General features: G+C 69.7%; 16 protein-coding genes and 1 pseudogene. 9 read left to right on the top strand and 8 right to left on the bottom strand.

Going from position 1 to position 25,061, the window contains the following annotated elements:
• Nucleotides 1-63 precede the first annotated feature (63 nt).
• The gene (gene serA, locus V6M51_RS06525; protein WP_332765666.1) at nucleotides 64-1,638 is read left to right on the top strand and encodes a phosphoglycerate dehydrogenase; all 1,575 of its coding nucleotides are present in this window, start codon (nucleotides 64-66) and stop codon (nucleotides 1,636-1,638) included.
• 45 nt (nucleotides 1,639-1,683) lie between these two features.
• Here serA and V6M51_RS06520 read toward each other — a convergent pair whose 3' ends face one another.
• Entirely contained in the window at nucleotides 1,684-1,947 is a 264-nt protein-coding gene (locus V6M51_RS06520; protein ID WP_332765664.1) for a MoaD/ThiS family protein, read from the bottom strand.
• Nucleotides 1,944-3,071 (bottom strand): WD40/YVTN/BNR-like repeat-containing protein, encoded by a 1,128-nt coding sequence (locus tag V6M51_RS06515; protein ID WP_332765662.1) that lies wholly within the window; start codon nucleotides 3,069-3,071, stop codon nucleotides 1,944-1,946. Before V6M51_RS06515 ends, V6M51_RS06520 begins: the two co-directional genes overlap by 4 nt.
• Nucleotides 3,072-3,206: 135 nt before the next feature.
• Here V6M51_RS06515 and V6M51_RS06510 point away from each other — a divergent pair, with 135 nt between their 5' ends.
• The 5 genes from V6M51_RS06510 (at nucleotide 3,207) to ku (ending at nucleotide 11,104) form a co-directional block, all read left to right on the top strand.
• On the top strand, nucleotides 3,207-3,995 hold the full coding sequence (locus V6M51_RS06510) for an ImuA family protein (protein ID WP_332765660.1): 789 nt from the start codon (nucleotides 3,207-3,209) through the stop codon (nucleotides 3,993-3,995).
• A complete protein-coding gene (locus V6M51_RS06505) occupies nucleotides 3,913-5,433 on the top strand; it encodes a DNA polymerase Y family protein (RefSeq protein WP_332765659.1) in 1,521 nt (506 codons plus the stop codon). Before V6M51_RS06510 ends, V6M51_RS06505 begins: the two co-directional genes overlap by 83 nt.
• Entirely contained in the window at nucleotides 5,430-8,630 is a 3,201-nt protein-coding gene (locus V6M51_RS06500) for an error-prone DNA polymerase (RefSeq protein WP_332765657.1), read from the top strand. The genes V6M51_RS06505 and V6M51_RS06500 overlap by 4 nt, the downstream gene beginning before the upstream one ends.
• 63 nt (nucleotides 8,631-8,693) lie before the next feature.
• Entirely contained in the window at nucleotides 8,694-10,193 is a 1,500-nt protein-coding gene (locus V6M51_RS06495) for a carboxylesterase/lipase family protein (protein WP_332765655.1), read from the top strand.
• 50 nt (nucleotides 10,194-10,243) lie between these two features.
• Nucleotides 10,244-11,104, top strand: a complete 861-nt coding sequence (ku, locus tag V6M51_RS06490; protein ID WP_332765653.1) for a non-homologous end joining protein Ku — start codon at nucleotides 10,244-10,246, stop codon at nucleotides 11,102-11,104.
• Between the two features lie 49 nt (nucleotides 11,105-11,153).
• On the opposite strand, the gene ligD is transcribed toward ku, so the two are convergent.
• From ligD to otsB, 3 genes and pseudogenes are all read right to left on the bottom strand, one after another.
• Complete coding sequence (ligD, locus tag V6M51_RS06485; protein WP_442957840.1) at nucleotides 11,154-13,712, bottom strand: DNA ligase D; 2,559 nt, start codon at nucleotides 13,710-13,712, stop codon at nucleotides 11,154-11,156.
• 43 nt (nucleotides 13,713-13,755) lie between these two features.
• Nucleotides 13,756-15,117 (bottom strand): annotated as a pseudogene (locus V6M51_RS06480) (alpha,alpha-trehalose-phosphate synthase (UDP-forming)); the annotation flags it as partial.
• Nucleotides 15,114-15,866 (bottom strand): trehalose-phosphatase, encoded by a 753-nt coding sequence (otsB, locus tag V6M51_RS06475; RefSeq protein WP_332765651.1) that lies wholly within the window; start codon nucleotides 15,864-15,866, stop codon nucleotides 15,114-15,116. The gene otsB and the pseudogene V6M51_RS06480, both read right to left, overlap by 4 nt.
• 161 nt (nucleotides 15,867-16,027) lie before the next feature.
• Between otsB and zwf the strand changes: the two genes are divergently transcribed.
• On the top strand, nucleotides 16,028-17,497 hold the full coding sequence (gene zwf / locus V6M51_RS06470; protein WP_332765649.1) for a glucose-6-phosphate dehydrogenase: 1,470 nt from the start codon (nucleotides 16,028-16,030) through the stop codon (nucleotides 17,495-17,497).
• A 31-nt stretch (nucleotides 17,498-17,528) separates the two neighbouring features.
• Here zwf and V6M51_RS06465 read toward each other — a convergent pair whose 3' ends face one another.
• Complete coding sequence (locus tag V6M51_RS06465; RefSeq protein ID WP_332765648.1) at nucleotides 17,529-19,340, bottom strand: glycoside hydrolase family 15 protein; 1,812 nt, start codon at nucleotides 19,338-19,340, stop codon at nucleotides 17,529-17,531.
• Between the two features lie 134 nt (nucleotides 19,341-19,474).
• Between V6M51_RS06465 and pyk the strand changes: the two genes are divergently transcribed.
• Nucleotides 19,475-20,893, top strand: coding sequence for a pyruvate kinase (pyk, locus tag V6M51_RS06460; RefSeq protein WP_332765646.1), 1,419 nt, complete (start codon nucleotides 19,475-19,477; stop codon nucleotides 20,891-20,893).
• Here the strand turns inward: pyk and V6M51_RS06455 are convergent.
• Nucleotides 20,890-23,040, bottom strand: a complete 2,151-nt coding sequence (locus V6M51_RS06455) for an amylo-alpha-1,6-glucosidase (RefSeq protein ID WP_332765644.1) — start codon at nucleotides 23,038-23,040, stop codon at nucleotides 20,890-20,892. The two genes, pyk and V6M51_RS06455, sit on opposite strands and share 4 nt — an antisense overlap.
• A gap of 80 nt (nucleotides 23,041-23,120) precedes the next feature.
• The gene (locus V6M51_RS06450; protein WP_332765642.1) at nucleotides 23,121-24,215 is read right to left on the bottom strand and encodes a glycosyltransferase family 4 protein; all 1,095 of its coding nucleotides are present in this window, start codon (nucleotides 24,213-24,215) and stop codon (nucleotides 23,121-23,123) included.
• A gap of 171 nt (nucleotides 24,216-24,386) precedes the next feature.
• Between V6M51_RS06450 and pgl the strand changes: the two genes are divergently transcribed.
• A complete protein-coding gene (gene pgl, locus V6M51_RS06445; RefSeq protein WP_332765640.1) occupies nucleotides 24,387-25,061 on the top strand; it encodes a 6-phosphogluconolactonase in 675 nt (224 codons plus the stop codon).

Here is a 25,061-nt window from a genome sequence, read left to right as displayed (position 1 = left end):
GGGAGGGGGACCGCGAAGCGGTGGAGGGGGCCTTCACCGATATCTCCGTAAGGACACCGCCCCATGCCCCGCGTACTGATCGCCGACAAACTCAGCCCCGCCGCCATCGAGATCTTCAAGCAGCGCGGCGTCGACGCCGACGTGAAAACCGGCCTCACCAAGGACGAACTGCTCAAGATCATCGGCGACTATGACGGCCTGGCCGTCCGCTCGGCCACCAAGGCCGACAAGGACGTCATCGCCGCCGCCGGAAACCTCAAGGTCATAGGCCGCGCCGGCATCGGCGTGGACAATGTCGACATCCCCGCGGCGACCTCCAAGGGGATCGTGGTGATGAACACCCCCTTCGGGAACTCGATCACCACCGCCGAGCACGCCATCGCCATGATGTTCGCGCTCGCCCGCCAACTCCCCGCCGCCGATGTCTCCACCCAGGCCGGCAAGTGGGAGAAGAACCGCTTCATGGGCGTGGAGCTCTACGCCAAGACGCTCGGCCTGATCGGGGCCGGCAATATCGGTGGCATCGTCGCCGACCGCGCCAACGGCCTGAAAATGAAGGTCGTGGCCTACGACCCGTTCCTCTCGGCTGAGCGCGCCGTGGAGATCGGGGTCGAGAAGGTCGAGCTGGAAGAGCTGCTGGCCCGCGCCGACATCATCACCCTGCATACCCCGCTCACCGACAAGACCCGCAACATCCTGTCGGCCGAGAACCTCGCGAAGACCAAGAAAGGCGTGCTGATCGTCAACTGCGCCCGTGGCGGCCTGGTGGACGAGGCGGCCCTGCGCAAGGGTCTGGACGACGGCCATATCGGCGGCGCGGCCTTCGACGTCTTCATCGAGGAGCCGGCCAAGGACAACGTGCTGTTCGGCGCGGCCAATTTCATCGCCACCCCGCACCTGGGCGCCTCGACCATGGAGGCCCAGGAGAACGTGGCCCTGCAGGTGGCCGAGCAGATGAGCGACTACCTGCTCACCGGCGCGGTCTCCAATGCGCTGAACTCGCCGTCGGTCACCGCCGACGAAGCGCCGAAGCTGAAGCCGTTCATCGCGCTGGCCGAACGCCTGGGCGCCTTCGCCGGCCAGATGGTCGATGTCGAGGTCAAGGCCGTGGACATCGCCTATGAGGGCGAGGTCGCCAACCTCAACACCCGCCCGCTCACCGCCGCGGCCCTGGCGGGCGCGCTGCGCCCGATGCTGGAGGACGTCAACATGGTCTCGGCCCCGGCCGTGGCCAAGGATCGGGGCATCACCGTCTCCGAGAGCAAGCAGGACGACAGCCCGATCTATGAGAGCCTGGTTCGGATCACCATCACCACCTCGCTGGGCAAGCGATCCTTCGCCGGTTCGGTCATGGCCGGAACGCCGCGGGTGATCGAGGTCAAGGGCATGGACCTGGACGCGCCGTTCGGCTCGACCATGCTCTATGTGAACAACCTCGATAAGCCGGGCTTCATCGGCGCGCTGGGCGCCCTGCTGGCCGATGCGGGCGTCAACATCGCCACCTTCAACCTGGGCCGGGTCTCGGCCGGCGAGGACGCCATCGCCCTCGTGGGTGTCGACCAGGATCCCACCGACAACCTGATCGCCAAGATCCGCGCCCTGCCCCACGTCAAGGAAGCCCGCACCCTGCGGTTCTAGGTCTGTTTTGCTTTTCCCTCCCCTTCATGGGGAGGGAAAAGGCGGTTAGCCCCCGGACAGCGCCCCGAAGATCAGCACCTCGTCGCCCTCGCCCACCACGGCGCGGACGTCCTGGGCGCGGTCGCCGTTCTTGAAGATGCGCATGTGGCGGCGGATGCGGTCCTGCTCATCGACCACGCGGAACTTCAGCCCCGGAAACCGGCGGTCGAGGTCGTCCAGCACCGCCTCGATGCTACCCCCCGCCGCCGTCAGCCGGCTGACCCCGTCCGTGTAGGAGGTGAGCTGGGAGGGGATGAAGACCGCGATCATGGCAGGGGCGCCGCGCTGACCGAATAGATTTCCGGCAGATGGGCGGCGATCGGCCGCCAGGCCTGGCCCTCGTCGTCGCTCATCCAGAGCTCGCCGCCGGTGGTCCCAAGATAGAGCCCCACCGAGGCGTCCCGGTCGGCGCAGAAGGCCTGGCGCTTGACGGTGAACCAGCCCTGTTCGGTGGGGAAGCCCCGATCCTGACGCTCCCAGCTCCGCCCCGCGTCGCGGGTCCGGTACACCGCCGGCTTGCCGCCCGGACTGGTGCGCGGCCAGACCTCGGTGCCGTCCATGGGGAAGACCCAGGCGGTGTCGGCGGCGCGCGGGTGGGGGACGATGGTGAAGCCGATGTCGCCGATCTCCTTGGGCATGGCCTCGCCGATCCGGTCCCAGCGCTCGGCGGGACGGTCCAGCCGGTAGATGCCGCAGTGATTCTGCTGCCAGAGGCGGTCGGGCATGGCCGGGGCGATGGCGATGTAGTGAGAGTCCTGGCCGTATTCCGGATAGGGATCGGGCATGAAATTGGCCTCCACCCCCTGGTTCAGCGGGGCCCAGTCGCCGCCTTGATCATGGCTCTCGAACACCCCGCCGCAGGAGGTGGCCAGGTACATGTGGCGCGGGTCGCGGGGGTCGATCTGGATCTGGTTCAGCAGCGTCCCGTCCGGGGTGCCCTCTCCCTCCGGACACCATTTCCAGTACATGGGATGGTCGTTGAAGCCGGCGACCCCGTCCCAGGTCGCGCCGCCGTCGGCGCTGCGGAACAGGCCGGGGGGCGAGGTCCCCGCCCACCAGACGCCGGGCTCGCTGGCATGGCCCGGTTCCAGCCAGAAGCTGTGGTCCACCGATCGCGCCGGCCCGTCCGCGCCCTCGACCTTCGGGAAGGCCGGCGGCCGCTCGGCCTCGGCCCAGGTCGCCCCGCCGTCGACGGAGCGGAAGATGGTCGGGCCCAGGTGGCCGGTGGACGCCGCCATCAGCAGGGTCTTGCCGTCGCGCGGGTCGAGCACCAGGTGGTTGACGATGTGGCCGAGGAAGATCGGGCCCTGCACGGACCAGGCCTTGCGGGCCGTGTCGCTGCGATAGATCCAGGCGCCCTTGCGGGTGCCCACGAGAAGCTGGGTGGCGGCCATGGCGTGCCCCTTTCTTCCAGGCCCCCAGGATTCGTCCGGGCGCGGCCGGGGTCAAGCCAACAGACTCCACCGCAAGGTGCTTGACTCTTTTGAGTCCAAAACTAGAACAAAGTAGGAACAGGAGAACAGAAGGCCATGTCCGGTTTTCGCGAGGTGCGGCTGGCCGCGCTCAAGGCGAAGATCGCCGCCCTCGAGGCGGGCGGACGGGCGGACTCTGAGTCCCTGCCGTTCGGCGATCCCCGGCTGGACGGCTGCTTCCTGGGCCAGGGCCTGCCGCTGGGCCAATGGCACGAATTCACCGGCGTGGGGATGGAGGTCGAGACCGGGGCCTCCCCTGCCGCCTTCGCCGCCCTTGTCGCCGCGCCCCTGGCCCGGCGGGGCGAGGCGGTCTGGGTGCTGCGGCGCGACGACCTGTTCGCGCCGGGCCTGTCGGGGTTGGGTTTTCCGGCGCAGCGGCTGATCCAGGTCTGCGCCCGCGACGAGGCCGAGGCCCTGGCCGTGGCCGAGGACGCGCTCGCCACCGCCGGCGTCACCACGGTCTTCGCCGAGGTGGAGGCCGTGGACCTCACCGCCGGGCGGCGGCTGCAACTGGCCTGCGAGAAACACGGCGCCACGGGGTTCGTGATCCGCCGCCGGCCCTATGGGGGGCTTGGCCGGCAGACGGCGAGCGGCACGGCGGCGGCCTCCCGCTGGAAGATCGCGCCCGCGGCCAGCGAGCCCGCGCCGGGCGAATTCGGCCTGGGCCCGCCGCGTTGGCGGGTCGAACTGGAACGGTGCCGGGGCGGGCGGCCCGGCGCCTGGCTGATGGAGGCGCAAGCCGCTTTTACCTGGGAGGCCCAAGATGGCCCGCATCCTCTGCGCCTGGTCGCCGAACTGGGCGATCGCCAACTGGCGCCGGCGGAATCCGTCCGACTCTCAGCCTAGCCCGTTCGGCCTGATCGAGACGGTGAAGGCCGTACGGCGGCTGTCGGCGGTGGACAAGGCCGCCGCGGCCGCGGGCCTGTTCCCCGGTCAGAAGGCCACCGACGCCGCGGCCCTGGTCCCCAACCTGGTCACCGCGGAGGCGGAGACCGAGGCCGACGCCGCGGCGCTGACCGCCCTGGTCGACTGGTCGGTGCGGTTCTCCCATGCGGTGGCGGCCGCTCCGCCCGACGGCCTGTTCCTGGACATCACCGGGGTCGACCATCTGTGGGGCGGCGAGGCCGAACTGGTCGCCGACTTCCGCACCCGCCTGGCCCGCAACGACCTCTTCTTCCGCTGCGCCGTGGCCGACACTCCGGGCGCGGCCTGGGCGCTCGCCCACTACGGCAAGGGCGCGGAGATCATCGCCCCGCCGAACGGACAGGCCGACCTGCTGGCCTATCTGCCGCCCGCGGCCCTGCGCCTGGAGCCCGAGGCCGCCGCCCAGATCGAGCGGCTGGGCCTGCGCTACCTGTTCCAGATCATCGGACTGCCGCGCGCGCCCTTCGCCCGGCGGTTCGGCAAGCAGGCCCTGCTGCGGCTGGACCAGGCCATGGGCCGCGCCGAGGAGGCGCTGACCTTCCGCCGCCCGCCCAATCCCTGGTTCGCGCGGCTGGCCTTCTTCGAACCGATCAGCGTGCTGGAGGACCTGCAGCGGGTGAGCCGCGACGTGGCCGCCAAGCTCTGCGCGCGGCTGGAGCTGGAGAGCCGTGGCGCCAAGCGCTTCGAGCTCACCTTCCACCGGCTGGACGGCAAGGCCTATCCGCTGACCATCGGCCTCTCCATCCCCGGCCGCGACCCGGCCCGGATCGCCAAGCTGTTCGCGCCCAAGCTGGAGACCGTCGATCCGGGCTTCGGGATCGAGGTGGTGACGATCACCGCCGAGGCGGTCGAGGTTCTTTCCGGCCGCCAGGCGCGGCTGGACGCCGCCCGCGAGGCCGCTCTGGAGGAAGGCCTGGCGCCTCTGGTGGACCGTCTCGTCAACCGCCTGGGCGAGGACCGGGTCTGGAAGAGCGCCCCGGTGGAGAGCCACGTCCCCGAGCAGAGCGCCCGGCCCGACGCCCCGCTCGGCGCCACGGTGGGATGGAACCCTGAGACTCCGCGACCCCTACGCCTCTTCCGCCGCCCCGAGCCCCTGGACCTCGTCCTGGCGCTCACCCCCGACGACCCGCCCCGCCAGTTCCAATGGCGCAAGCAGACCCACCGCGTGCGCCACGCCGAGGGACCCGAGCGCATCGGCGCCGAATGGTGGCGCGGCGAGATCGACGAGGTGCGGACCGATCAGGTCCGCGACTATTACCGGGTTGAGGACCAGGAGGGCGGCCGCTTCTGGGTCTATCGCGAGGGGCTCTACGAGGCCGGCGTCCCGGCGAAGTGGTTCCTGCACGGACTGTTCGGATGACCCGCTACGCCGAACTCCAGGCCACCACCAACTTCTCGTTCCTGCGCGGGGCGTCGCATCCGGACGAGCTGGTCTTCACCGCCGCCGGCCTGGGCATGGAGGCCATCGGGATCGTCGACCGCAACTCCCTGGCCGGGGTCGTCCGGGCCTGGTCGGAGATGCGGCGGCTGAAGGGCGCGGTCCGCGCCCTTACCGGCTGCCGCCTGGATTTCGCCGACGGGTCGCCGTCCCTGCTCTGCTATCCCTCCGACCGCGAGGCCTATGGCCGCCTGACCCGGCTGCTCACCGTCGGCCAGCGCCGTTCGGAGAAGGGCGCGTGCGAGCTGCACTGGGAGGACTTCGCCCAGCATTCGCAGGGCCAGCTGGTCCTGGTCGTCCCCCCCGCCCGCCTGGACGAGGCCTTCGAATGCGAGCTGAAGCGGATCGCCGGAGAGCTGCGCGGCGATGTTTGGCTGGCCGCCTCGCGGCCCTATGGCGCCCGCGACCTGCACCGGCTGTCGAAGCTGGCCGCACTCGCCGAGCGTTCGGGCGCGGCGATGGTCGCCACCAACGACGTGCTCTACCACGCTCCCGAACGCCGCCCGCTGCAGGATGTGGTCACCTGCATCCGCGAGACCTGCACCATCCATGACGCAGGCCTGAAGCTGGAGGCCAACGCCGAGCGGCACCTGAAGTCCCCCGCCGAGATGGCGCGCCTCTTCGCCCGCTTCCCCGGCGCGGTGGAGCGCGGCCTGGAGGTCGTCGAACGGATCGGCTTCGATCTCTCCCAGCTCAAATACGAATATCCCGACGAGCCGGTGCCGCCGGGCAAGACCGCCATCCAGCACTTGCGCGACCTGACCTGGGAAGGCGCCAAGACCCGCTTCGAGAAGGGCATGGGGGAGAAGGAGCGCCGGACGATCCAGCACGAACTGGACCTGATCGAGAAGCTCGACTTCGCCAACTATTTCCTCACCGTCCACGACATCGTCGCCTGGGCGCGCGAGCAGGAGATCCTCTGCCAGGGCCGGGGCTCGGCGGCCAATTCCTGCGTCTGCTTCTGCCTGGGCGTGACGGCGGTCGACCCGACCAAGGAGGACCAGGATCTGCTGTTCTCGCGCTTCATCTCCGAGAAGCGGGGCGAGCCGCCCGACATCGACGTGGATTTCGAGCACGAGCGGCGCGAGGAGGTGATGCAATACGTCTATCGCCGCTATGGCCGCCACCGCGCCGCCATCGTGGCCACCGTCATCCATTACCGCCCGCGCATGGCCATCCGCCAGGTGGGCAAGGCGCTGGGCCTGACCGAGGATGTCACCGCGGCCCTGGCCGGCACCATCTGGGGGAGCTGGGGGGAGGAGGTGCCGGACGGCCATGTGCGCCAGGCGGGGCTCGACCCGACCAATCCGGAGGTCCGCCGGGCGGTGAGCCTGGCCACCCAGCTGCTCAAGTTCCCGCGCCACCTGTCGCAGCACGTGGGCGGCTATGTCCTGACTAAGCGGCGGCTGGACGAGACCGTCCCCATCGGCAACGCCGCCATGGACGACCGCACCTTCATCGAGTGGGACAAGGACGACATCGACGCTCTGGGCCTGATGAAGGTCGATGTCCTGGCGCTCGGCATGCTGACCGCGCTGAAGCGGGGCTTCGAGATGATCCCGGCGGACGATGTCGGCCGCAAGATCACCGACATCTCCCACATCCCCCAGGAGGTCCCCGAGGTCTATGACATGCTGTGCAAGGCCGATTCCGTGGGCGTGTTCCAGGTGGAGAGCCGGGCCCAGATGTCGATGCTGCCCAGGCTCAAGCCCCGCAAGTTCTACGACCTGGTGGTGGAGGTGGCGATCGTCCGGCCGGGCCCGATCCAGGGCGACATGGTCCACCCCTATCTGAAGCGCCGCAACGATCCGACCCTGATCGACTATCCGCGCCCGGCCCCGCCCCATCCCCAGGACGAGCTCAAGGCCATACTGGGCAAGACCCACGGCGTGCCGCTGTTCCAGGAACAGGCCATGCGCATCGCCATCGAGGCCGCCAAGTTCTCGGACGACGACGCCGACGGCCTGCGCCGCTCCATGGCCACCTTCCGCCACCACGGCAATGTCGGGGAATACGAGGCCAAGTTCATCAACGGGATGGAGTCGCGCGGCTACGACCCGGAGTTCGTCCGCCGCTGCTTCAAGCAGATCGAGGGCTTCGGCTCCTACGGCTTCCCGGAGAGCCACGCGATCAGCTTCGCCCTCTTGGTCTACGCCTCGGCCTGGGTGAAGTGGCGCTGGCCCGACGCCTTCTGCGCCGCCCTGCTGAACAGCCAGCCCATGGGCTTCTACCAGCCGGCCCAGCTGGTCCGCGACGCGCGCGAGCATGGGGTGGAGATACGCTCCCCCGACGTGCTGGAGAGCGGCTGGGACTGCACCCTGGAGCCGGCGGCCAAGCCCGGCCGGCTGCGCGCCGTGCGGCTGGGCCTGCGCCAGGTCAAGGGGTTCAGCAAGGAAGAGGCCGAGCGACTGATCGCAGCGCGCCAGGCCGGGGTGCGCACCCTCGACGACTTCGCCGTCCGGGCCGGGCTCTCGCGGCGGTCGCTGGAGCTGCTGGCCGAGGCCGACGCCTTCGCCGGCCTCGGGCTCTCGCGCCGCCAGGCCCTGTGGGCGGTGAAGGGCCTTGCCGACGAGACCGGCAGCCTGAAAACCGCGCCCCTGCTGGCCGCCATGGGGGTTAAGGAGCGCCAGGTGGAGCTGCCCCTGATGCACCTGCCCCAGGAGGTGATGGAGGACTACCGGACCACCAGCCTCTCCCTGAAGGCCCATCCCATCGGCTTCTTCCGCGAGACCCTGAAGAGCTACGGCGCCATCCCCTGCAAGGATCTGGCCCGGACCTCCGACCGGCGGCTGGTGACGGTGGGCGGGCTGGTCCTGGTGCGCCAGCGGCCGGGCACCGCCAAGGGCGTCACCTTCCTGACCCTCGAGGACGAGACCGGCATCGCCAATATCGTGGTCTGGAAGGACGCCTTCGACGCCAATCGCCGCCTGGTGATGAGCGCCTCGTTCCTTGTGGTCCACGGCCAGGTGCAGAGCGAGAGCAATGTGGTCCACATCGTCGCCCGTCGTTTCACCGACCTCTCCGACCGCCTGGCCCAGATGCGGGACGACGACGGCCCGGCCCCCAGGCTCCACGACCGCGTCACCGGCGCCCTGGTCCGTAGCCGCGACTTCCACTGAGGCTTGACCCGGAAGCGTTGCAGGCAAATCCTCCCGCACAACCAACGGGCGGGGGGAAACGCCATGCTTCGGTGCTGCGCGACGGTCTTGGGCGCCTTGATGCTGGCCGGGTCGGCCCAGGCGCAGGTCAAGGTTACGGTCGAGAGCGGGGTGCTGGCGGGGACGTCCGGCGAGACCGCTGAGGTCTTCCGCAACATCCCCTTCGCCGCCCCGCCGGTGGGCAAGCTGCGCTGGGCGCCGCCCGCGCCGCCCGTGGCCTGGACCGGAGAGCGCGACGCCACCGCCAACGGCCCGTCCTGCATGCAGCCGATGAATGCCGACGGCTCGCCCAATGTCGGCGGCGCCAACGGGCCGATGAGCGAGGATTGTCTTCAGCTCAACATCTTCACACCCAAGGCCGCGAAGAAGGCTCCGGTCATGGTCTGGATCCATGGCGGCGGTCACCGTACCGGCGCCGGCTGGGTCTATGACGGCTCGAACTTCGCCCGCGACGGGGTCGTGCTGGTCTCGATCAACTACCGCCTGGGGCCGCTGGGCTATTTCGCCCATCCGTCCCTGACCCGCGAGGCCGGCGCCGAGCCCACCGGCAACTATGGCCTGATGGACCAGATCGCGGCCCTGGAATGGGTCCAGCGCAATATCGCGGCCTTCGGGGGCGATCCGAAGAACGTCACCGTGTTCGGCGAGAGCGCCGGGGGCATGAGCACGCTGGCCTTGCTCTCCACACCCAAGGCCAAGCCGCTGTTCAAAAAGGCCATCGTCCAGTCGGGGGGCGGCTGGTTCCCGGTCTCGACCCTGGCGGACGAGGAGGCCAAGGGCGCCAGGGCCGCCGAAAGCCTGCGCCTGGCCGGCGCCGACGCGAGCGTGGGTGACCTGCGCAAGCTGCCGGCCGCCACCCTGATCGCCAAGGTTGGTGGCGACTACGGCCCCTTCGTCGACGGCAAGCTGCTGGCCGAGACCCCCAGCCAGGCCTTCGCCGCCGGCCGCGCCGCCGACGTGCCGCTGATCATCGGCGCCAATTCGGGCGAGGATTCGCTGCTGGGCCCGTGGAAGCCGGAGATGGCCGCCATGATCCCGACCGCAGCGCGGACGGTCTATGCGGAGGAGGCCGCGGCCGGCGACGAGGCCCTCGGCCGCGCCATCTTCACCGATCGGATCATGGTGGGCCCGGCCCGCTGGGTGGCGGCCAAGGCCGCGGGCGGCAAGCCCGCCTGGCTCTACCACTTCTCCTATGTCGGGAACCGGTTCCGGCCGGTGATGACCCGGGCCTTCCACGCCGCCGAGATCCAGTACGTCTTCGAATACTGGGGCCGTCGCACGCCGATGAGCGTGGTCAGCGACGAGGACCGCGCCATGGCCACCCTCATGCACGCCTGCTGGGTCGCCTTCGCCAAGGGCGGGGCTCCGAAGTGCGGGACCCAGCCCTGGCCGGCCTACACGCCCAAGGGCGACCAGCTCATGGAATTCGGGGCCGGGAACGGCGTGCGCGCCGGCTTCCGCAAGAGCCGGCTGGACGCCCAGGAGGCCGTGACCCTGCCGACCCTGGCCCTGCCGGCGAACTGAATCGGCCCGCGCGGCGTTCCACGGACTTCTGAAGCTTCGGAGTCCGCGTCATGGCCACTCGTCCGACCTGGCAGGGCTATCTGCGCCTGTCCCTGGTGAGCTGCCCCGTGGCCCTACACACCGCCACTTCGCGCAGCGGCGATGTCTCCTTCAGCATGCTGCACAAGGAGACCCACAACCGTATCCGCATGATCCCCACCGATCCGGAGACCGGGCCGGTGGCGCGCGCCGACATCGTCAAGGGCTACGAGATCGAGAAGGGCCGCTACGTCGTGGTCACCGACGAGGAGATCAGGAACGTCCGGCTGGAGACCACCCGCACCATCGACATCGAGCGCTTCGTCGACGAGTCGGAGATCGACCGGCTCTATTGGAACGACCCCTATTTCCTGGCCCCTGACGGCGACATGGCCGTCGAGGCCTACAGCGTGATCCGCGAGGCCATGGAAGGAGCCGCCAAGGTGGCCCTGGCCCGGGTGGTCATGCACCAGCGCGAGCGGGTCCTGGCCCTGGAGCCGCGCGACCGCGGGATCCTCGCCTATACGATCCGCTCGAAGAACGAGGTCCGCGACCCGAAGGAGGTCTTCGGCCACATCCCCGGTGTGAAGCCCGACGCCAAGATGGTGGCCATCGCCGAGAAGATCATCGAGCAGCTGGAAGGCCCCTTCGATCCGTCGGAGTTCAACGACCGCTACGAGGACGCCCTGCGGCGGCTGATCAAGGAGAAGGAAAAGAACCACGGTCGGGTCGCCAAGGTCGAGGAACCCAGGGAGGCCGAGGTCATCGATCTCATGGAGGCTCTGCGCCGCAGCCTGGGCGAGGGCGGCGGATCGCGCCGAAGGCCCCCGGCCCGCAGGGTTCCCGCCAAGGCCTCCCCGGCCCGCAAGCCGGCGGCCAAGAAGCGGGCCTGACACGCAAACGCCCCCGCCTCTCGCCGCGACGCAGCTAAACCGCGGTGTTTCAGCCCAGGCGCTTGATCGCCGTCTCCAGCGGTCGCTCGCTGTCGGCGTAGTCCGCCCAGGCGGCTATCGTCTTCAGCAGGCCGGGCGCGGTGCGGATCGTGAAGCGCTTCGGGTCGAGCCCCGCCTTCACCTGGCTCCAGGTCAGGGGGAAGGACACCGTCGCCCCCTCCCGCGCCCGAGGCGACAGCGGCGCCACGGCCGTGGAGAGCCGGTCATTGCGCAGATAGTCGAGGAAGATCCGGCCGCCGCGCAGCGTCTTGGACATCTTGACCACGTACCTGTCCGGTGCGTCGGCGGCCGTGTGTTCGCAAAGGGTGCGGGCGAAGGCCTTGGCGGTCGGCCAGTCGAGCTTGCCCCTGGGCTTGGCCAGGGGCGTGACCACGTGCAGGCCCTTGCCGCCGGTGGTCTTGCAGAAGGCGACCAAGCCCAGCGCCTCCAGCCGGTCGCGCACGTCGCGGGCCGCGGCGACCACGTCGTCGAATGTGACGTCGGGCCCGGGATCCAGGTCGAAGATCAGCCGGCCGGGGACCTCCGGCTCATGCGGCCGGCAGTTCCAGGGATGGTATTCGGTCGCCCCGGTCTGGGCGAAGGCGATCAGGCCCTCGATGCGGTCGATCTGCTGGTAGGGCTTGTGGTCGCCCAGCACCTTGACCTGCTCGATCAGGTTCGAGGCGCCCTTGCCCACATGGCGCTGGAAGAACTGCTCGCCGCCGATTCCGTCGGGGGTGCGGATCACCGAGCAGGGCCGGCCCTCGATATGCGGCATCATCCAGGGCCCGACGGCCTCCAGATAGTGGGCGAGATCGAGCTTGGTCACCGGCCGGGGATCGTCGGCGGAGTTGGGCCACAGCGCCTTGTCGGGGCTGGAGATCCGCACCCCCAGAACCATCGCCTCGCCCATCCTGACGCCTCCCCTCGTGGGCTTGGGCTGCGCCAGTTCGGCCTTCTCCGCCGGAACGGGAACCTCGGCCTCCACCTCCCGCGCCGGCTTGTCGGCGCGCAGGCCCTTGAAGGCGGCCTGGCGGACATTGCCGTCGCCCGTGAAGCCCGCGAACTCGATCTCCGCCACCAGCTCCGGCTTGACCCAGTGGATGTTGGCGTCCTTCCGCGGGGCGCCCGGTCCGGCGAACGGGCTCTTCCCGCTGGCGACCGCTTCCAGGGCCGGTAGGAGGCGGGCGACCACGTCGCGGCCGAAGCCCGTGCCGACCCGGCCCACATGGACCAGCTTGCCGCCACGGTTGACCCCCACCAGCAGCGAGCGGAGCTGGCCCTTCTCGCCGGTCCAGCCGCCGATCACCACCTCATGGCCCGCCCGGCACTTGGCCTTGGTCCAGGCCTCGCCGCGGCCGGAGCGGTAGGGGGCGTCCAGGCGCTTGGAGACGATCCCCTCAAGGCTCATGCGGCAGGCCGACCGCAGCACCGCGTCGCCGGACCTCTCGAAGTGGTCGACATAGCGCAGCCGCGGACCGCGGTCGGAGAGCAGGGTCTTCAGCGCCGCCTTGCGGTCGCGCAGGGCCAGCGGGCGTAGGTCCCTGCCGTTCGCGAACAGCAGGTCGAAGGCGAAATAGATCAGGTCGCCTGTGTCGCCGTCAGACAGGGCCGCCTGCAGGCCGTGGAAGCTGGGCGCGCCGTCGTGGTCCAAGGCCACGGCCTCGCCGTCCAGCATGCAGTCGGGCAGCTCGGCCGCCGCCGCCGCGATGGCCTTGAACTTTGCCGTCCAGTCCAGGCCCTTGCGGGTGCGGATCACCGCCTCGCCGCCCGCCACCCGCACCTGCAGCCGGTAGCCGTCGAACTTCACCTCGTGGCCCCATCCCGGACCCTGTGGCGGGCGGTCGACGGACTTGCAGAATTGCGGCTCGATGAAGGACGGCATGGACCCGGCCTCAAGCTTCGGCGCGGGCGCGGCCTTCAACGGCGTGGCGGTCGCCTTCGTCTTGCGCGGCTTCATGAACGGCTTGGGCGCCTTGCCCTCGCCCGCCGCGATAGCCTCCATGTCGCGGCCGGAAGCCACGGAGCTGGTGTTGTCTTCCAGCAAGGCGTCGGCGTCGCCTTCCTTGGCGAACGGGTCCCGATGCTTGATCAGCAGCCAGTTGTTACGCTTGCCGCCCTCGCGGTCGTTCTTCATCCGCACCAGGACGAAACCGCCGTGCAGGCGCTCGCCCTCCAGTACGATCTTCAGGTCGCCCTTCTTCAGGCCCTCATGCGCGTCGGTCCCCGGCTCGGGCGCCCAATAGCCGCGGTCCCAAAGCATGACCGAGCCGCCGCCGTACTCGCCCTTGGGGATGACGCCCTCGAAGTCGCCATAGTCGAGCGGGTGGTCCTCGACCTCGACCGCCAGCCTACGGTCGCGTGGGTCGAGCGAGGGTCCCCTGGTCACGGCCCAGGACTTGAAGACCCCGTCCAGTTCCAGTCTGAAGTCGTAGTGGAGGCGGGTCGCCGCGTGCTTCTGGATCACGTAGCGCAGGCGCTCCGAAGGTGCGGTCGCCTGCTTCCCGCTCGGCTCCGAGGTCCTGGAGAAGTCTCTCATCGACTGATAGCGGGCGAGCTTGTTCGCCATAGTGTCGACCTTCGGCTGGCTTGCGCGGTTCTTCTTCCCCGGCGAGCGCCTTGACGAAGGCGTCCCGCCAGGCCGTGACGTCGTCGCGTTGAACGCCCTCGTTGAGAGCGCCCCAGCGGCGGATTCGCTCCGCCAGCCCCATGCTCAGGGCCCGCTTCAGGGCGTCGGCGATTTCTTCGGGGCTGTTGGGATTGACGATCAGGGCCTCGCCCATCTGGTTGGCGGCGCCGGCGAACTTCGACAGCACCAGCACGCCGGGATCGTCCGGATCCTGGGCGGCGACGAATTCCTTGGCCACCAGGTTCATGCCGTCGCGCATGGGGGTGACCAGGCCGACCTTGGCGGCGCGATAGACCCCCGCCAGCTCGTCGCGGCGATAGTTTCGGTTCACATAGCGGACCGGATTCCAGTCGATGTCGGCATATTCGCCGTTGATCCGGCCCGACAGGGCGTCCAGCCGCGCGCGGATCTCCTGGTAGGAATCGACACCCTCGCGGCTCACCGGGGCGATCTGCAGCATCAGCACCTCGCGGCGCAGGTGCGGATTGTCGGCCAGCAGGCGCTCGAAGCCCAGGAACCGTTCCTCCAGGCCCTTGGAATAGTCCAGGCGGTCGACGCCCACGATCATCTTGCGGAAGGCCGTGTGGGCCGCCATCACCCCGAAGGTGCGCTCGGCCCGCTGGCCCGCCACCATCTCGGCGAATTCGACCGCGTCGATGCCGATGGGGAAGTCGCCCACCTGGACGGTCTTGCCGAACGCCCGCAGCCTCGTCTCGTCGACGATGTCGCCGCCCGCCTCGCTCAGCACGTATTCCTCGAAGGCCTGGCGGTATTCCGGCGTCTGGAAGCCGACCACGTCGTAGTCGAACAGGGCCTCCACCAGCTTCCTGTGGCGCGGCAGGGTCGCCACCAGCTGGTGGGCGGGCCATGGGATGTGCAGGAAGAATCCGATCCGGTTCTCGATCCCCAGCGCCCGCAGCTCTCGGCCGAGCGGGATCAGGTGGTAATCGTGGATCCAGATCAGGTCACCCTCCTCGATGAGGGGGCGCAGGGTCTCGGCGAACCGGCGGTTCACCCGCTGATAGCCCTCGTCGAACGAGCGGTCGTAGGCGGTCAGGTCCTGGCGGTAGTGGAACAGCGGCCAGAGCGTCTTGTTGGCGTAGCCGTTGTAATATTCGCTGACGTCGGCTTCCTCGAGATCGACCGTGGCCACCGTCACACCGTCCGCGATCTGCATCGAGAGCTGGCCGGTGAATTCCGGCGCGGTCTTGCCGCTCCAGCCGAACCACAGGCCGGAATATTCGCGCAGGGCCGCCGAGAGCGCCATGGCCAGGCCGCCCACGCTCTCGTCGCCCTTGCCGCTGGGCGGGTTGACCCGATTGGAGACCACGATCAGGCGGTTCATGACGCGGCCTCCAGCCAGACCAGGGCGGCCTCGACGTCGACCAGTTGGTAGCGCGCCACCGTGCGGCGCCGGGGCCCCACGAGGACTCCGTAGCCGCCCAGGGTATTGACGGCGAAGAAGCCGTGCTCGTCGGTCAGGTCGTCGCCCAGGAAGACCGGTACGGCGCCGGTGAAGGGCGGTTCGGTCATGAAGGCGCGAATGGAGTCGCCCTTGCTGGCGCCGGGGGTGCGCAGCTCCACCACCATGTCGCCGGGCTGGCACGCCAAGCCGGTCTCGTCGGCGATCGCCTGGGCCAGGTCGCGGGCCGCCTGGGCCAGGTGCGGCGCCTGGCGATAGTGCAGGGCGAGGCTGAGCGCCTTGTCCTCGATAAGCAGGTTCGGGTCGCGGACGGCGAACTCGGCGAGCCGCGCCGCGGCCTGGCCCAGGGCCGGATGCGCCGCGGCCTGGCCCACCACGCCGCGGGCGTCGCGGCGGACCAGGCCGTGGATGGCGGCGACGGTGGTCACCCGGCCTTCCAGGATGTGGTCGATATCCTCCAGCGAGCGGCCGCTGACCACGGCTAGGCGGCCGTCCAGTCCCAGCAGCAGGCGCTCGATCAGGTTGGTGCGGCGCGGATCGGGGCGCACGTCCTCAGGACGCTCGGCGATGGTCGCCAGGGTGCCATCCAGGTCCAGGAACAGGGCCGTACCCGCGAGCGTCAGGCGCGCCGGGGGGGCTTCGAGCCCGATCTGCAATTCCGCGATGCTCATGAATTCCTTTGGATGCGCCCACCGGCAAGGAAACGCTCGCCAGCGTGGATCGATCCATTTCCTCCCGTTCCAGGTGGTGAACTACGGACCAGGGCTTGACGTTGCGTCCCCGAACACGGCTATGCGCATTTCGAGCGCAATCTCTCGAAAAGGTGACTTCGATGGCCGAGCAGCCTCTCGCCGATGTGATCGTCCTGTTCGGCGGCACGGGCGACCTCGCCCAGAAGATGCTGTTCCCGTCGTTGTACTTCCTGGACGCCGACGGATTCCTCGCCGAAGGCTTCCGGGTCATCGCCACCGCGCGCGCCGAAATGAGCCCCGAGGCCTTCAAGGCCTTGGTCAAGGAGGCGGTGGGCGACCGCGCGGGCCCCTCGGGACTCGATGACAAGGTCTGGGCCCGGTTCGAGGCTCGGCTGGACTATGTGGGCGCCGACGCCACCACCCCGGACGGCGCCGCGGAGCTGAAGGCCGTCATCGGCCCGGCCAAGACCCCGATCTTCTATCTGGCCGTTTCGCCCAGCATCTATGGTCGCGTCTGCGCCGCCCTGGCGGCCGCGGGCCTGGCCACGCCCCAGACCCGTATCGTGCTGGAAAAGCCCATCGGCCGCGACCTGGCCAGCTCCAAGGTGATCAACGGCGCGGTGGCCCAGGTCTTCGCCGAGGAGAGCATCTTCCGGATCGACCACTATCTCGGCAAGGAGACGGTGCAGAACCTGCTGGCCCTGCGCTTCGCCAATGTCCTGTTCGAGCCGCTATGGAACAACCTGACCATCGACCACGTGCAGATCACCGTGGCCGAGACGGAAGGCGTGGGCGATCGCTGGCCCTATTACGACGAGTACGGCGCCCTGCGCGACATGGTGCAGAACCACATGCTGCAGCTCCTGTGCCTGGTGGCCATGGAGCCGCCGTCGGACATGGAGCCGGACTCGGTCCGCGACGAGAAGGTCAAGGTGCTGCGCTCCCTGCGCCCGGTGACCCGCGCCGACGTCCAGGCGGTCAGCGTGCGCGGCCAGTACACGGCCGGGGTGGTGGGCGGCGAGAGCGCCGCGGGCTACGCGACCGAGCGCGGCCAGCCGTCGGAGACCGACACCTTCGTCGCCCTGCGGGCCGATATCGACAACTGGCGCTGGGCCGGGGTGCCGTTCTTCCTGCGCACCGGAAAGCGGCTCCCCGAGCGACGCACCCAGATCGCCATCCAGTTCAAGGCGGTGCCGCATTCGATCTTCGACGCCGCGGCCGAGGCCGACCTGCAGGCCAACCGGCTGGTCATCGACCTGCAGCCCGACGAGGACATCGAACTGCTGATGATGAACAAGGCGCCGGGCCTCTCGGAGGGCGGCATGCGGCTGCAGTCCCTGCCGCTCTCGCTGTCCCTGGCCAAGGCCTATTCCGGCCCCAACGCCCGCCGCCGCATCGCCTATGAGCGGTTGATCCTGGACGTGATCGCCGGCAACCGCACGCTGTTCGTCCGCCGCGACGAGGTGGAGCGGGCCTGGGAATGGATCGACGGCGTGGCCGACGCCTGGCGGGAATCCGGCATGGCGCCGAAGCCCTATGCGGCCGGATCCTGGGGCCCCTCGGGCGCCTTCGCTCTGATCGAGCGCTCGGAGCGGGCCTGGTACGATTGAGCCGCCCGCGAGCCCGGTGCGCGAAAAGGATTCATCGCACCGAGGCCCAGGGTTTCGACAGCATGGTCGCGCAGTTGATCAGCCCCACCAGGGAATAGGTCTGCGGATAGTTGCCCCACAGCTCGCCGCCGTCGAAGGCGATGTCCTCCGACAGCAGCCCCGCCGCCGTGCGGCGGCCCAGCATCTCGGTGAACAGCGCGCGGGCCTCGGCCGCGCGGCCCGACAGATGCAACACCTCGATGAGCCAGAAAGTGCAGATGTTGAAGGCGGTCTTGGGTTCGCCGAAGTCGTCGGGTTGGGCGTAGCGCAGCATGAAGGACCCCCGGCGCAGACCCGTCTCCACCGCCGCTATGGTGGCGGCCATGCGCGGGTCGTCGGGGCTGACGAAGCGGACATCGACCAGTTGCAGCAGGCTGGCGTCCAGCTCGTCGCCGCCGAAGGTCGCGGCGAACCGGCCGAGCTCGGCGTTCCAGGCGCGGGTCTCGATGGTCAGGCGCACCTTGGCGGCCCGTTCGTTCCAGAAATCGGCCCGTTCCAGCAAGCCGAGCTTGGCCGCCGCGTTGCCCAGCCGGTCGCAGGCCGCCCAGCACATCACCGCCGAATAGGTGTGCACCGCCTCGCGGCCGCGGAACTCCCAGAGGCTGGCGTCGGGCTTGTCGTGCAGTTCGAAGGCCCGGTCGCCCACCGGCTCCAGGCTGCAGAAATCGTCGACCGTGGCCGGCCGGAACAGCCGCTCGTCGAAGAAGGCCTGCACCGTGGAGAGCACGATCTGTCCGTAGACGTCATGCTGCAGGTGTTCGTGCGCCTGGTTGCCCAGCCGCACCGGGCCCATGCCGCGATAGCCCGGCAGGTGCTCGGCGAAACGCTCGGTAAGAGAAGGCTCCAGCCCCACGCCGTAGAGCGGCTGGACGTGGCCGCCCTTGGAGCGGTCGACGATGTTGCGCAGGTAGCCGAGATAGTTCTCCAGCATGTCGGCGGCGCCCAGCCGGTTCAGGGCCTGGACCACGTAATAGGCGTCCCGCAGCCAGCAGTAGCGGTAGTCCCAGTTGCGGCCCTGCTGGCCGTCATGGGGCGGGTGCTCGGGGATCGAGGTGGTCAGGGCCGCGACGATGGCGCCGGTCTCCTCGTGGGCGCAGAGCTTCAGCGTGATCGCCGCGCGGATCACCGCCTCCTGCCACTCCAGCGGCACCGAGAGCGTCCGCACCCAGCCGCGCCAATAGTCGGTGGTCTCCTTCAGCATCCGCTCGGCGGTGGTGGCGAGGTCGGAATCGAAGCCCTCGTCGGGGCCGAGGAACATGGCGATCGGCTCTTCCAGCCGAAACAGCCGCTCGTGTTCGATATGCCCCACCGGGGCGTCGGTGGTCATCCGCAGGGTCATCTCCCCGCCCACATAGCGGATGTGGTTGGAGCCGGAGGTCCGCGCGAGCGGCGTCTGGCCCCAGTTGACCGTCGGACGCAGGCGCACCCGGATACTGGCCGTGCCGGTCAGCGGCCGCACGATGCGGATGAAGGCCATCGGCCGGTAGACCCGTCCGAACTGGCGATAGCGCGGGCAGAAGTCGATCACCTGGACCACGGCGCCCGACTTGTCGGTGATCTCGGTCGAGAGGATCGGGGTGTTGCGCAGGTAGCTCTGGCGGACGCTGGCCTGGTGCTCCAGCTCCACCGCCCAGAGTCCCTGGGCCTCGGGGTCCTCGTCAGGATCGCGCCCGCCCAGCAGGGCCGAGAACATCGGATCCCCGTCGACCCGCGGCGCGCAGGCCCAGACGAACCGCCCGGCGCGGTCGATCAAGGCGCTTGCCGCGCAGTTGCCGATAGGGAACAGGTCGAGGGTCTGGGTCATTGGTCAGGAATCCGCGAGCGGCATGAACGGTTCAAGGGAGACACCATGCGTGCGTGGTTTGATAGTCTGCGATCCGAATCGTCTCGTGCTACCTGTGCGTCATGACACCGGTTACCATCCCCAAGGAGCCTAGGATGATCCGCGACCGCCGAGCCCGCATTGTCGCGACCCTCGGCCCCGCCAGTCGGGGGGTGGCGAAGATCGCCGAACTCGCCCGCGCCGGCGCCGATGTGTTCCGGGTCAATTTCAGCCACGGCGCCCATGGCGACCACGCCCGGACCATCGCCGACGTCCGCGCGGCCGAGGCCGTGGTCGGCCGGCCGCTGGCGGTGCTGGCCGATTTGCAAGGCCCGAAGATCCGCCTGGGCGAGTTCGCGGACAGGACGGTGCGGCTGAAGCCCGGCCAGGACTTCCGCCTCGATCTGTCCGACGTCCCCGGCGACGCCAGCCGCGTGGGCGTGCCCCTGGCCGAGGTGTTCGCCGCCCTGCGGCCGGACGCCGACATCCTGCTGGATGACGGCAAGGTGCGGCTGAAGGTCCGCCGCTGCGGGCGCGACTTCGCCGATACGGTGGTGGTCTCGGGCGACAGCCTTTCCGACCACAAGGGCCTCAACCTGCCGGGCCTGGCCATCCCGATCCCGGCCCTGACCCCCAAGGACCGCGAGGACCTCGCCTTCGCGCTCAATGAGGGCGTTGACTGGGTGGCGCTCTCCTTCGTCCAGCGAGCCTCCGACATGGCCGAGTTGCGCCAGATCGTCCAGGGCCGCGCCAGCGTGCTGGCCAAGATCGAAAAGCCCGCCGCGCTGGAGGCCCTCGATGAGATCCTCGACCTCTGCCAGGCGGTGATGGTGGCCCGCGGCGACCTGGGGGTGGAGCTCAATCCCGAGGACGTGCCGGTGGTGCAGAAGGCCCTGATCCGGGCGGCGCGCACCCGCGGCATCCCGGTGATCGTGGCCACCCAGATGCTGGAATCGATGATCCACTCGCCGACGCCAACGCGCGCCGAGGCCTCCGACGTGGCCGGCGCGGTCTATGAGGGCGCCGACGCGGTCATGCTCTCGGCCGAGAGCGCGGTGGGCGACTATCCGGTGGAAGCCGTGACCATCATGGACCGCATCCTGACCCGGGTGGAGCATGACCCGCGCTGGAGCGAGCTGATGCGGGCCGAGTATCCGGTGGAGGACGCCGACGCCGACGCCCTGGTGGCCGCCGCCCGCCGCGCCGCGGAGGCCGCCTCCACCGCCTGCCTGGTCACCTTCACCACAACCGGCCAGACTGCGCTCAGGATGGCGCGCGAACGGCCGCTGCAGCCGATCCTGGCCTTGACCCCGTACGTGGCGGCGGCGCGCAAGCTGGCCCTGGTCTGGGGCGTGGAGTCCAAGGTGACCGAGTCGATCCTTGATCCCGAGGATCTCACCAAGGCGGCGGTGGAGCAGGCCGTGGCGATGGGCCTGGCCGGCCCGGGCCAGCGGGTGCTGATCCTGGCGGGCCTGCCCATGGGCTCGCCCGGCGCGGCCAATATCCTGCGGCTCGCCCATACCCCGCGCCGCTAGCGCACCCTGACGGGCACGCCCGCGCCGCCGCGGGCGTGGACCTCGATGCGAGGGCCGACGCGCTCGAAGCCCAGATCGATCCTGGCGTCGCCGACCCTAAGGCCCTCGATCCAGAACCGATCGATGCCGATCGGCAGGTGCGGGTCGCGGACATCGACCTCGCCCTTGGCGCCGTCGATGTGGATGCCCAGACACGCCTGGACCATCATGAACACCGAACCCGCCGCCCAGGCCTGGGGCAGGCAGGCCACGGGGTAGGCCACCGGCGGCTCGCCGGCCATGCGTGGGAAGCCGCAGAACAGCTCGGGCAGGCGCATCTCGTAGTTGGCGGCCGTTTCGAACAGGCTCGAGGTCAGGGACACCACCCCCTCGCGCTCGCCGTAGAGCGACAGCCCCATGGCGCAGAGCGCGGTGTCGTGCGGCCAGACCGATCCGTTGTGATAGCTCATCGGGTTGAAGCGCGGCTGGCCGGTGCCGAGCGTCCGCACCCCCCAGCCGGAATCGAACGCCGCCGACAGGATCCGCTTGGTCACCCGGCGCGCCCGGTCGGGGGACGGCAGGCCGGAGAACAGCAGGTGGCCGGGGTTGGAGGACAGCACCTCGCAGAGCGCGCCCTCGCCGTCGATGGCGATGCCATAATAGCCCTGGTCCTCCATCCAGAACAGCCGCTCGACCGCCTCGCGGATCTGCTCGGCGCGGGCCGCCCAGCGCTCGGCGCTCGGGATGTCGTCCTTGCGGCGGGCGAAGCCGGCCATGGTCCGGAAGGCGCTGAAGGCGTAGCCCTGCACCTCCACCAGGGCGATCGGACCGTCGGGAAACCGGCCGTCCTTGTGGAAGACGCTGTCCTCCGAATCCTTCCAGCCTTGGTTGGAGAGGCCGGAGTCCTGGCCGCGCTTGTAGTCGATCAGCCCGTCGGCGTTGGTGTCGCCATAGTGCTCCATCCAGGCGGTCGCCGCCTTCAGGGCCGGCCACAGATCGTCGATCAGGGCGAAGTCGCCGGTGCGCTCGGCATAGGCGCCGGCCAGGGCCACGAACAGCGGCGTGGTGTCGACCCCGCCGTAATAGCGGCCGAATGGCACCTCGCCCAAGGCCGGCATCTCGCCCTTGCGGGTTTCGTGCATGATCTTGCCCGGGGCGGAGTCGCGGAACGAGGAGACTTCCTCGGCCTGGTGGGCGGCGAGGTAGGTCAGCACCCCCTTGGCCAGGCCGGGCTCGAACCACAGGATCTGCCAGGCGGTGATGATCGCGTCGCGACCGAAGGCGGTCGAGAACCAGGGGATGCCGGCATAGGGATAGGGACCGGTCTCCATGCGCGTGGTGAGCAGGGCGAGGTCGGCCTTGGACTTCTCCAGCCACTCGTTGAACAGTCGCCCGGAGGTCCGCAGCCGCGCCCCGTGCCGCCGCCGGGCTCGCATGTCCCAGCGCGCGCGGGCCGCGGCGTCGCGGAAGCGCTCCTTGCTGGGGATATGGCCGCCGTCCGATCCGATCTCCAGATAGAGCTCCAGCCGGCCCTCAGGCTGGAGGGAGTACATGTAGTCGGCCCGGTGCGGTCCCAGCCGCCCGGGCGGGTCGGAGAAGGTGATGACGCTGGTCCGCTCGACGGCGTCCAGCCCCTCGTAGCGGTAGCGCACCGAGCGGCCGTCCACCTCGGCCGCCCGCTGGTAGCCCCGCTTGGGGCGTTTCATGCCGCGCACCTCGAACATGTCGTGGAAGTCCGCGCCGAACTCCAGCGACAGGGGCAGCAGCACGACGTCGCGGCTGTAGTTGAAGCAACTGATCCGTTCGTACAGCCGCTCCGCCCACAGGAACCGCTTGCGCTCCACGTGCAGCACGCCCGGCGGACCCATGGGACCGCCGGGATAGGGCAGGGCCTGGTTGGCGCCGTTGGAGGTGAAGAAGACGTTGTCCTGGGCGATCGCCGCCGACAGCAGGGACGGCGGCTGCCCGGCCAGCAGCAGCCGGAACCGCGACAGGATGCGGGTGTCGTTGTGGAACAGGCCGTCGCCGGCGCCCAGGATGTCGCCAAAGGCGTCGCACACCACGAAGGTGTCCTTGTCCTTCAGCGCGAACATCCGGTGCGGGACGCGGGGCTCGCGGGTTTCGCCGTGCTCGACGGGCGCGTCCGGGGCCGGCGCGAGGTCGTCCATATGCCTCTGTCCTCAGCCGTTCGCGTTCCGACCATTTTCCGACGAAGTGGCCACCGGTTCGTCGAAGAAAATGGTCAAGCTCAAAGACTCAGCGAAATTCGATCCAAGCGGATCGAATTTCGCTCCGGCGCGACGTTCGGCGGAGCGGAGGTCCTGGCGTCCGCATAGAGATCGAGATACCGCCGGGCCATGGCCGTCGCCGAGAACCGATGCTCGAATCTGCGCCTCACCTCGCGGCGGTTCAAGCCCATGGCGCGCGTCACCGCCGTCACGGCCTGATCCTCGTCATGGACGATGTAGCCGGTGACTCCGTCCTCGATCACCTCGGGCACCGAGCCGCAGGCATAGGCCACCACCGGCGTCCCGCAGGCCATGGCCTCGATCATCACCAGGCCGAAGGGTTCTGGCCAGTCGATGGGGAACAGCAGGGCCGCGGCCCCGCCCAGGAAGGCCGACTTCTCCGCGTCGCCGATCTCGCCGATGTATTCGACCAGGGGCTCGGACAGGATCAGCGGCTCGATCTTTTCCTGGTAGTAGCGCAGGTCGGCGGCGTCGACCTTGGCGGCGATCTTCAGGCGCATGCCCAGCCGCTTGGCGATGGCGATGGCGCGATCGGGACGTTTTTCCGGGGAGATCCGTCCGAGGAAGGCCAGGTAGTCGCCGGGCTCGTAGCTCGGCTGGTAGAGTTCGGCGCTCATGCCGTGGTGAACCGTACCCGCCCAGTTGGCGAAGGGGATCGGCCGCCTCTGGTCGTCGGAGATCGAGACCAGTGGGAACTGCCGCCAGCGCCGGTAGACGTCGGGCAGGTCCTTCAGGTCCAGGCGACCGTGCAGGGTGGTGAGCGTCTTGCCTGGCGTGGCCTCGAAGAACGGGAAGTGCATCATGTCGGTGTGGAAGTGGATGACGTCGAACTCCGCCGCGCGCCGGCGCACTTCGGTGAGCTGGGTGATGTGGGCGGCGAGGTCCGACTTCAGGGTCGCCGGGTCCAGGCGGATCGCCTGGTCGCGGACCGACACCAGCCGCGCCTTGGTCTGGGCCTCGGCGCTGGCGAACAGGGTGACCTCGTGACCCAGCTCCACCAGGGCGTCGGTCAGGTGCGCCACCACCCGCTCCGTGCCGCCATAGAACTTCGGCGGGACGGCCTCATAGAGCGGCGGAACCTGAGCGATCCTCATGGTGTGCTCCTGGCGATGTGGGCAAGCCCCCTCAACAGGCCGCGCGGTTTGGAGGCGGGCCATAGGCATAGCTCCCAACCTGGGGGGATTGTTCCGCATTGCGGCGCCGAATTCTCGCCCGACAGGCGAATTGCGGCGGCGTTTGTCGCCCACAGGCGTTAAGGGCGGAGCATGATCGAGACCTTCCCGACTTCCGCCGCCCTCGCCGCCGCCGCGACCGCCGCCTGCCATGCGGCCCTGATCTCGGCCATCGACCACCGCGGCGGCGCCAGCCTGGTGGCCACCGGCGGCCGTTCGCCCGCCCCGGTCTATGACCAACTCTGCCGGTCGCGGCTGGATTGGAGCCGGGTGGCCGTCACCTTGTCGGACGACCGTTTCGTGCCCTCGACCTCGCCGGACTCCAACGAACGCCTGGTGCGCGAGCGGCTGCTGGTCGAGGCCGCCGCCGCGGCGCGCTTCGTGTCGCTCTCGCGGCCGGCCGACAGCCCCCAGGCCGCGGCCGACCTGGCCGAGCCCGAGATCGTGGCCCTGGGCTCCTACGACGTGCTGCTGCTGGGCATGGGCGAGGACGGCCACGTGGCCTCGCTGATCCCCGGCAGCCCGGTGCTCGAGGCCGGCATGGATCCGGCCGGGGACCGCCTGCTGCTGGGGGTTCCGGCCGGAGTCGGCTCGCCGCCGGTGGCGCGGATCACCATGACGATGCCCGCCCTGCTGCGCGCGCGTGCGACCCTGATCCTGATCTCGGGCGAGACGAAGCGGGCGATCGTCGAGGACGGCGCCGGTCTTCCCGTGCACGCCCTGCTGGAACAGGCTAAAGCGCCGATGCGCATCCTCTGGACGCCGTGA

This window comes from Phenylobacterium sp., from assembly GCF_036677185.1.
Classification (GTDB): Bacteria; Pseudomonadota; Alphaproteobacteria; order Caulobacterales; family Caulobacteraceae; genus Phenylobacterium.
Note: the sequence above shows the minus strand (reverse complement) of the source record. Positions and strands in the feature narration are given on the sequence as shown.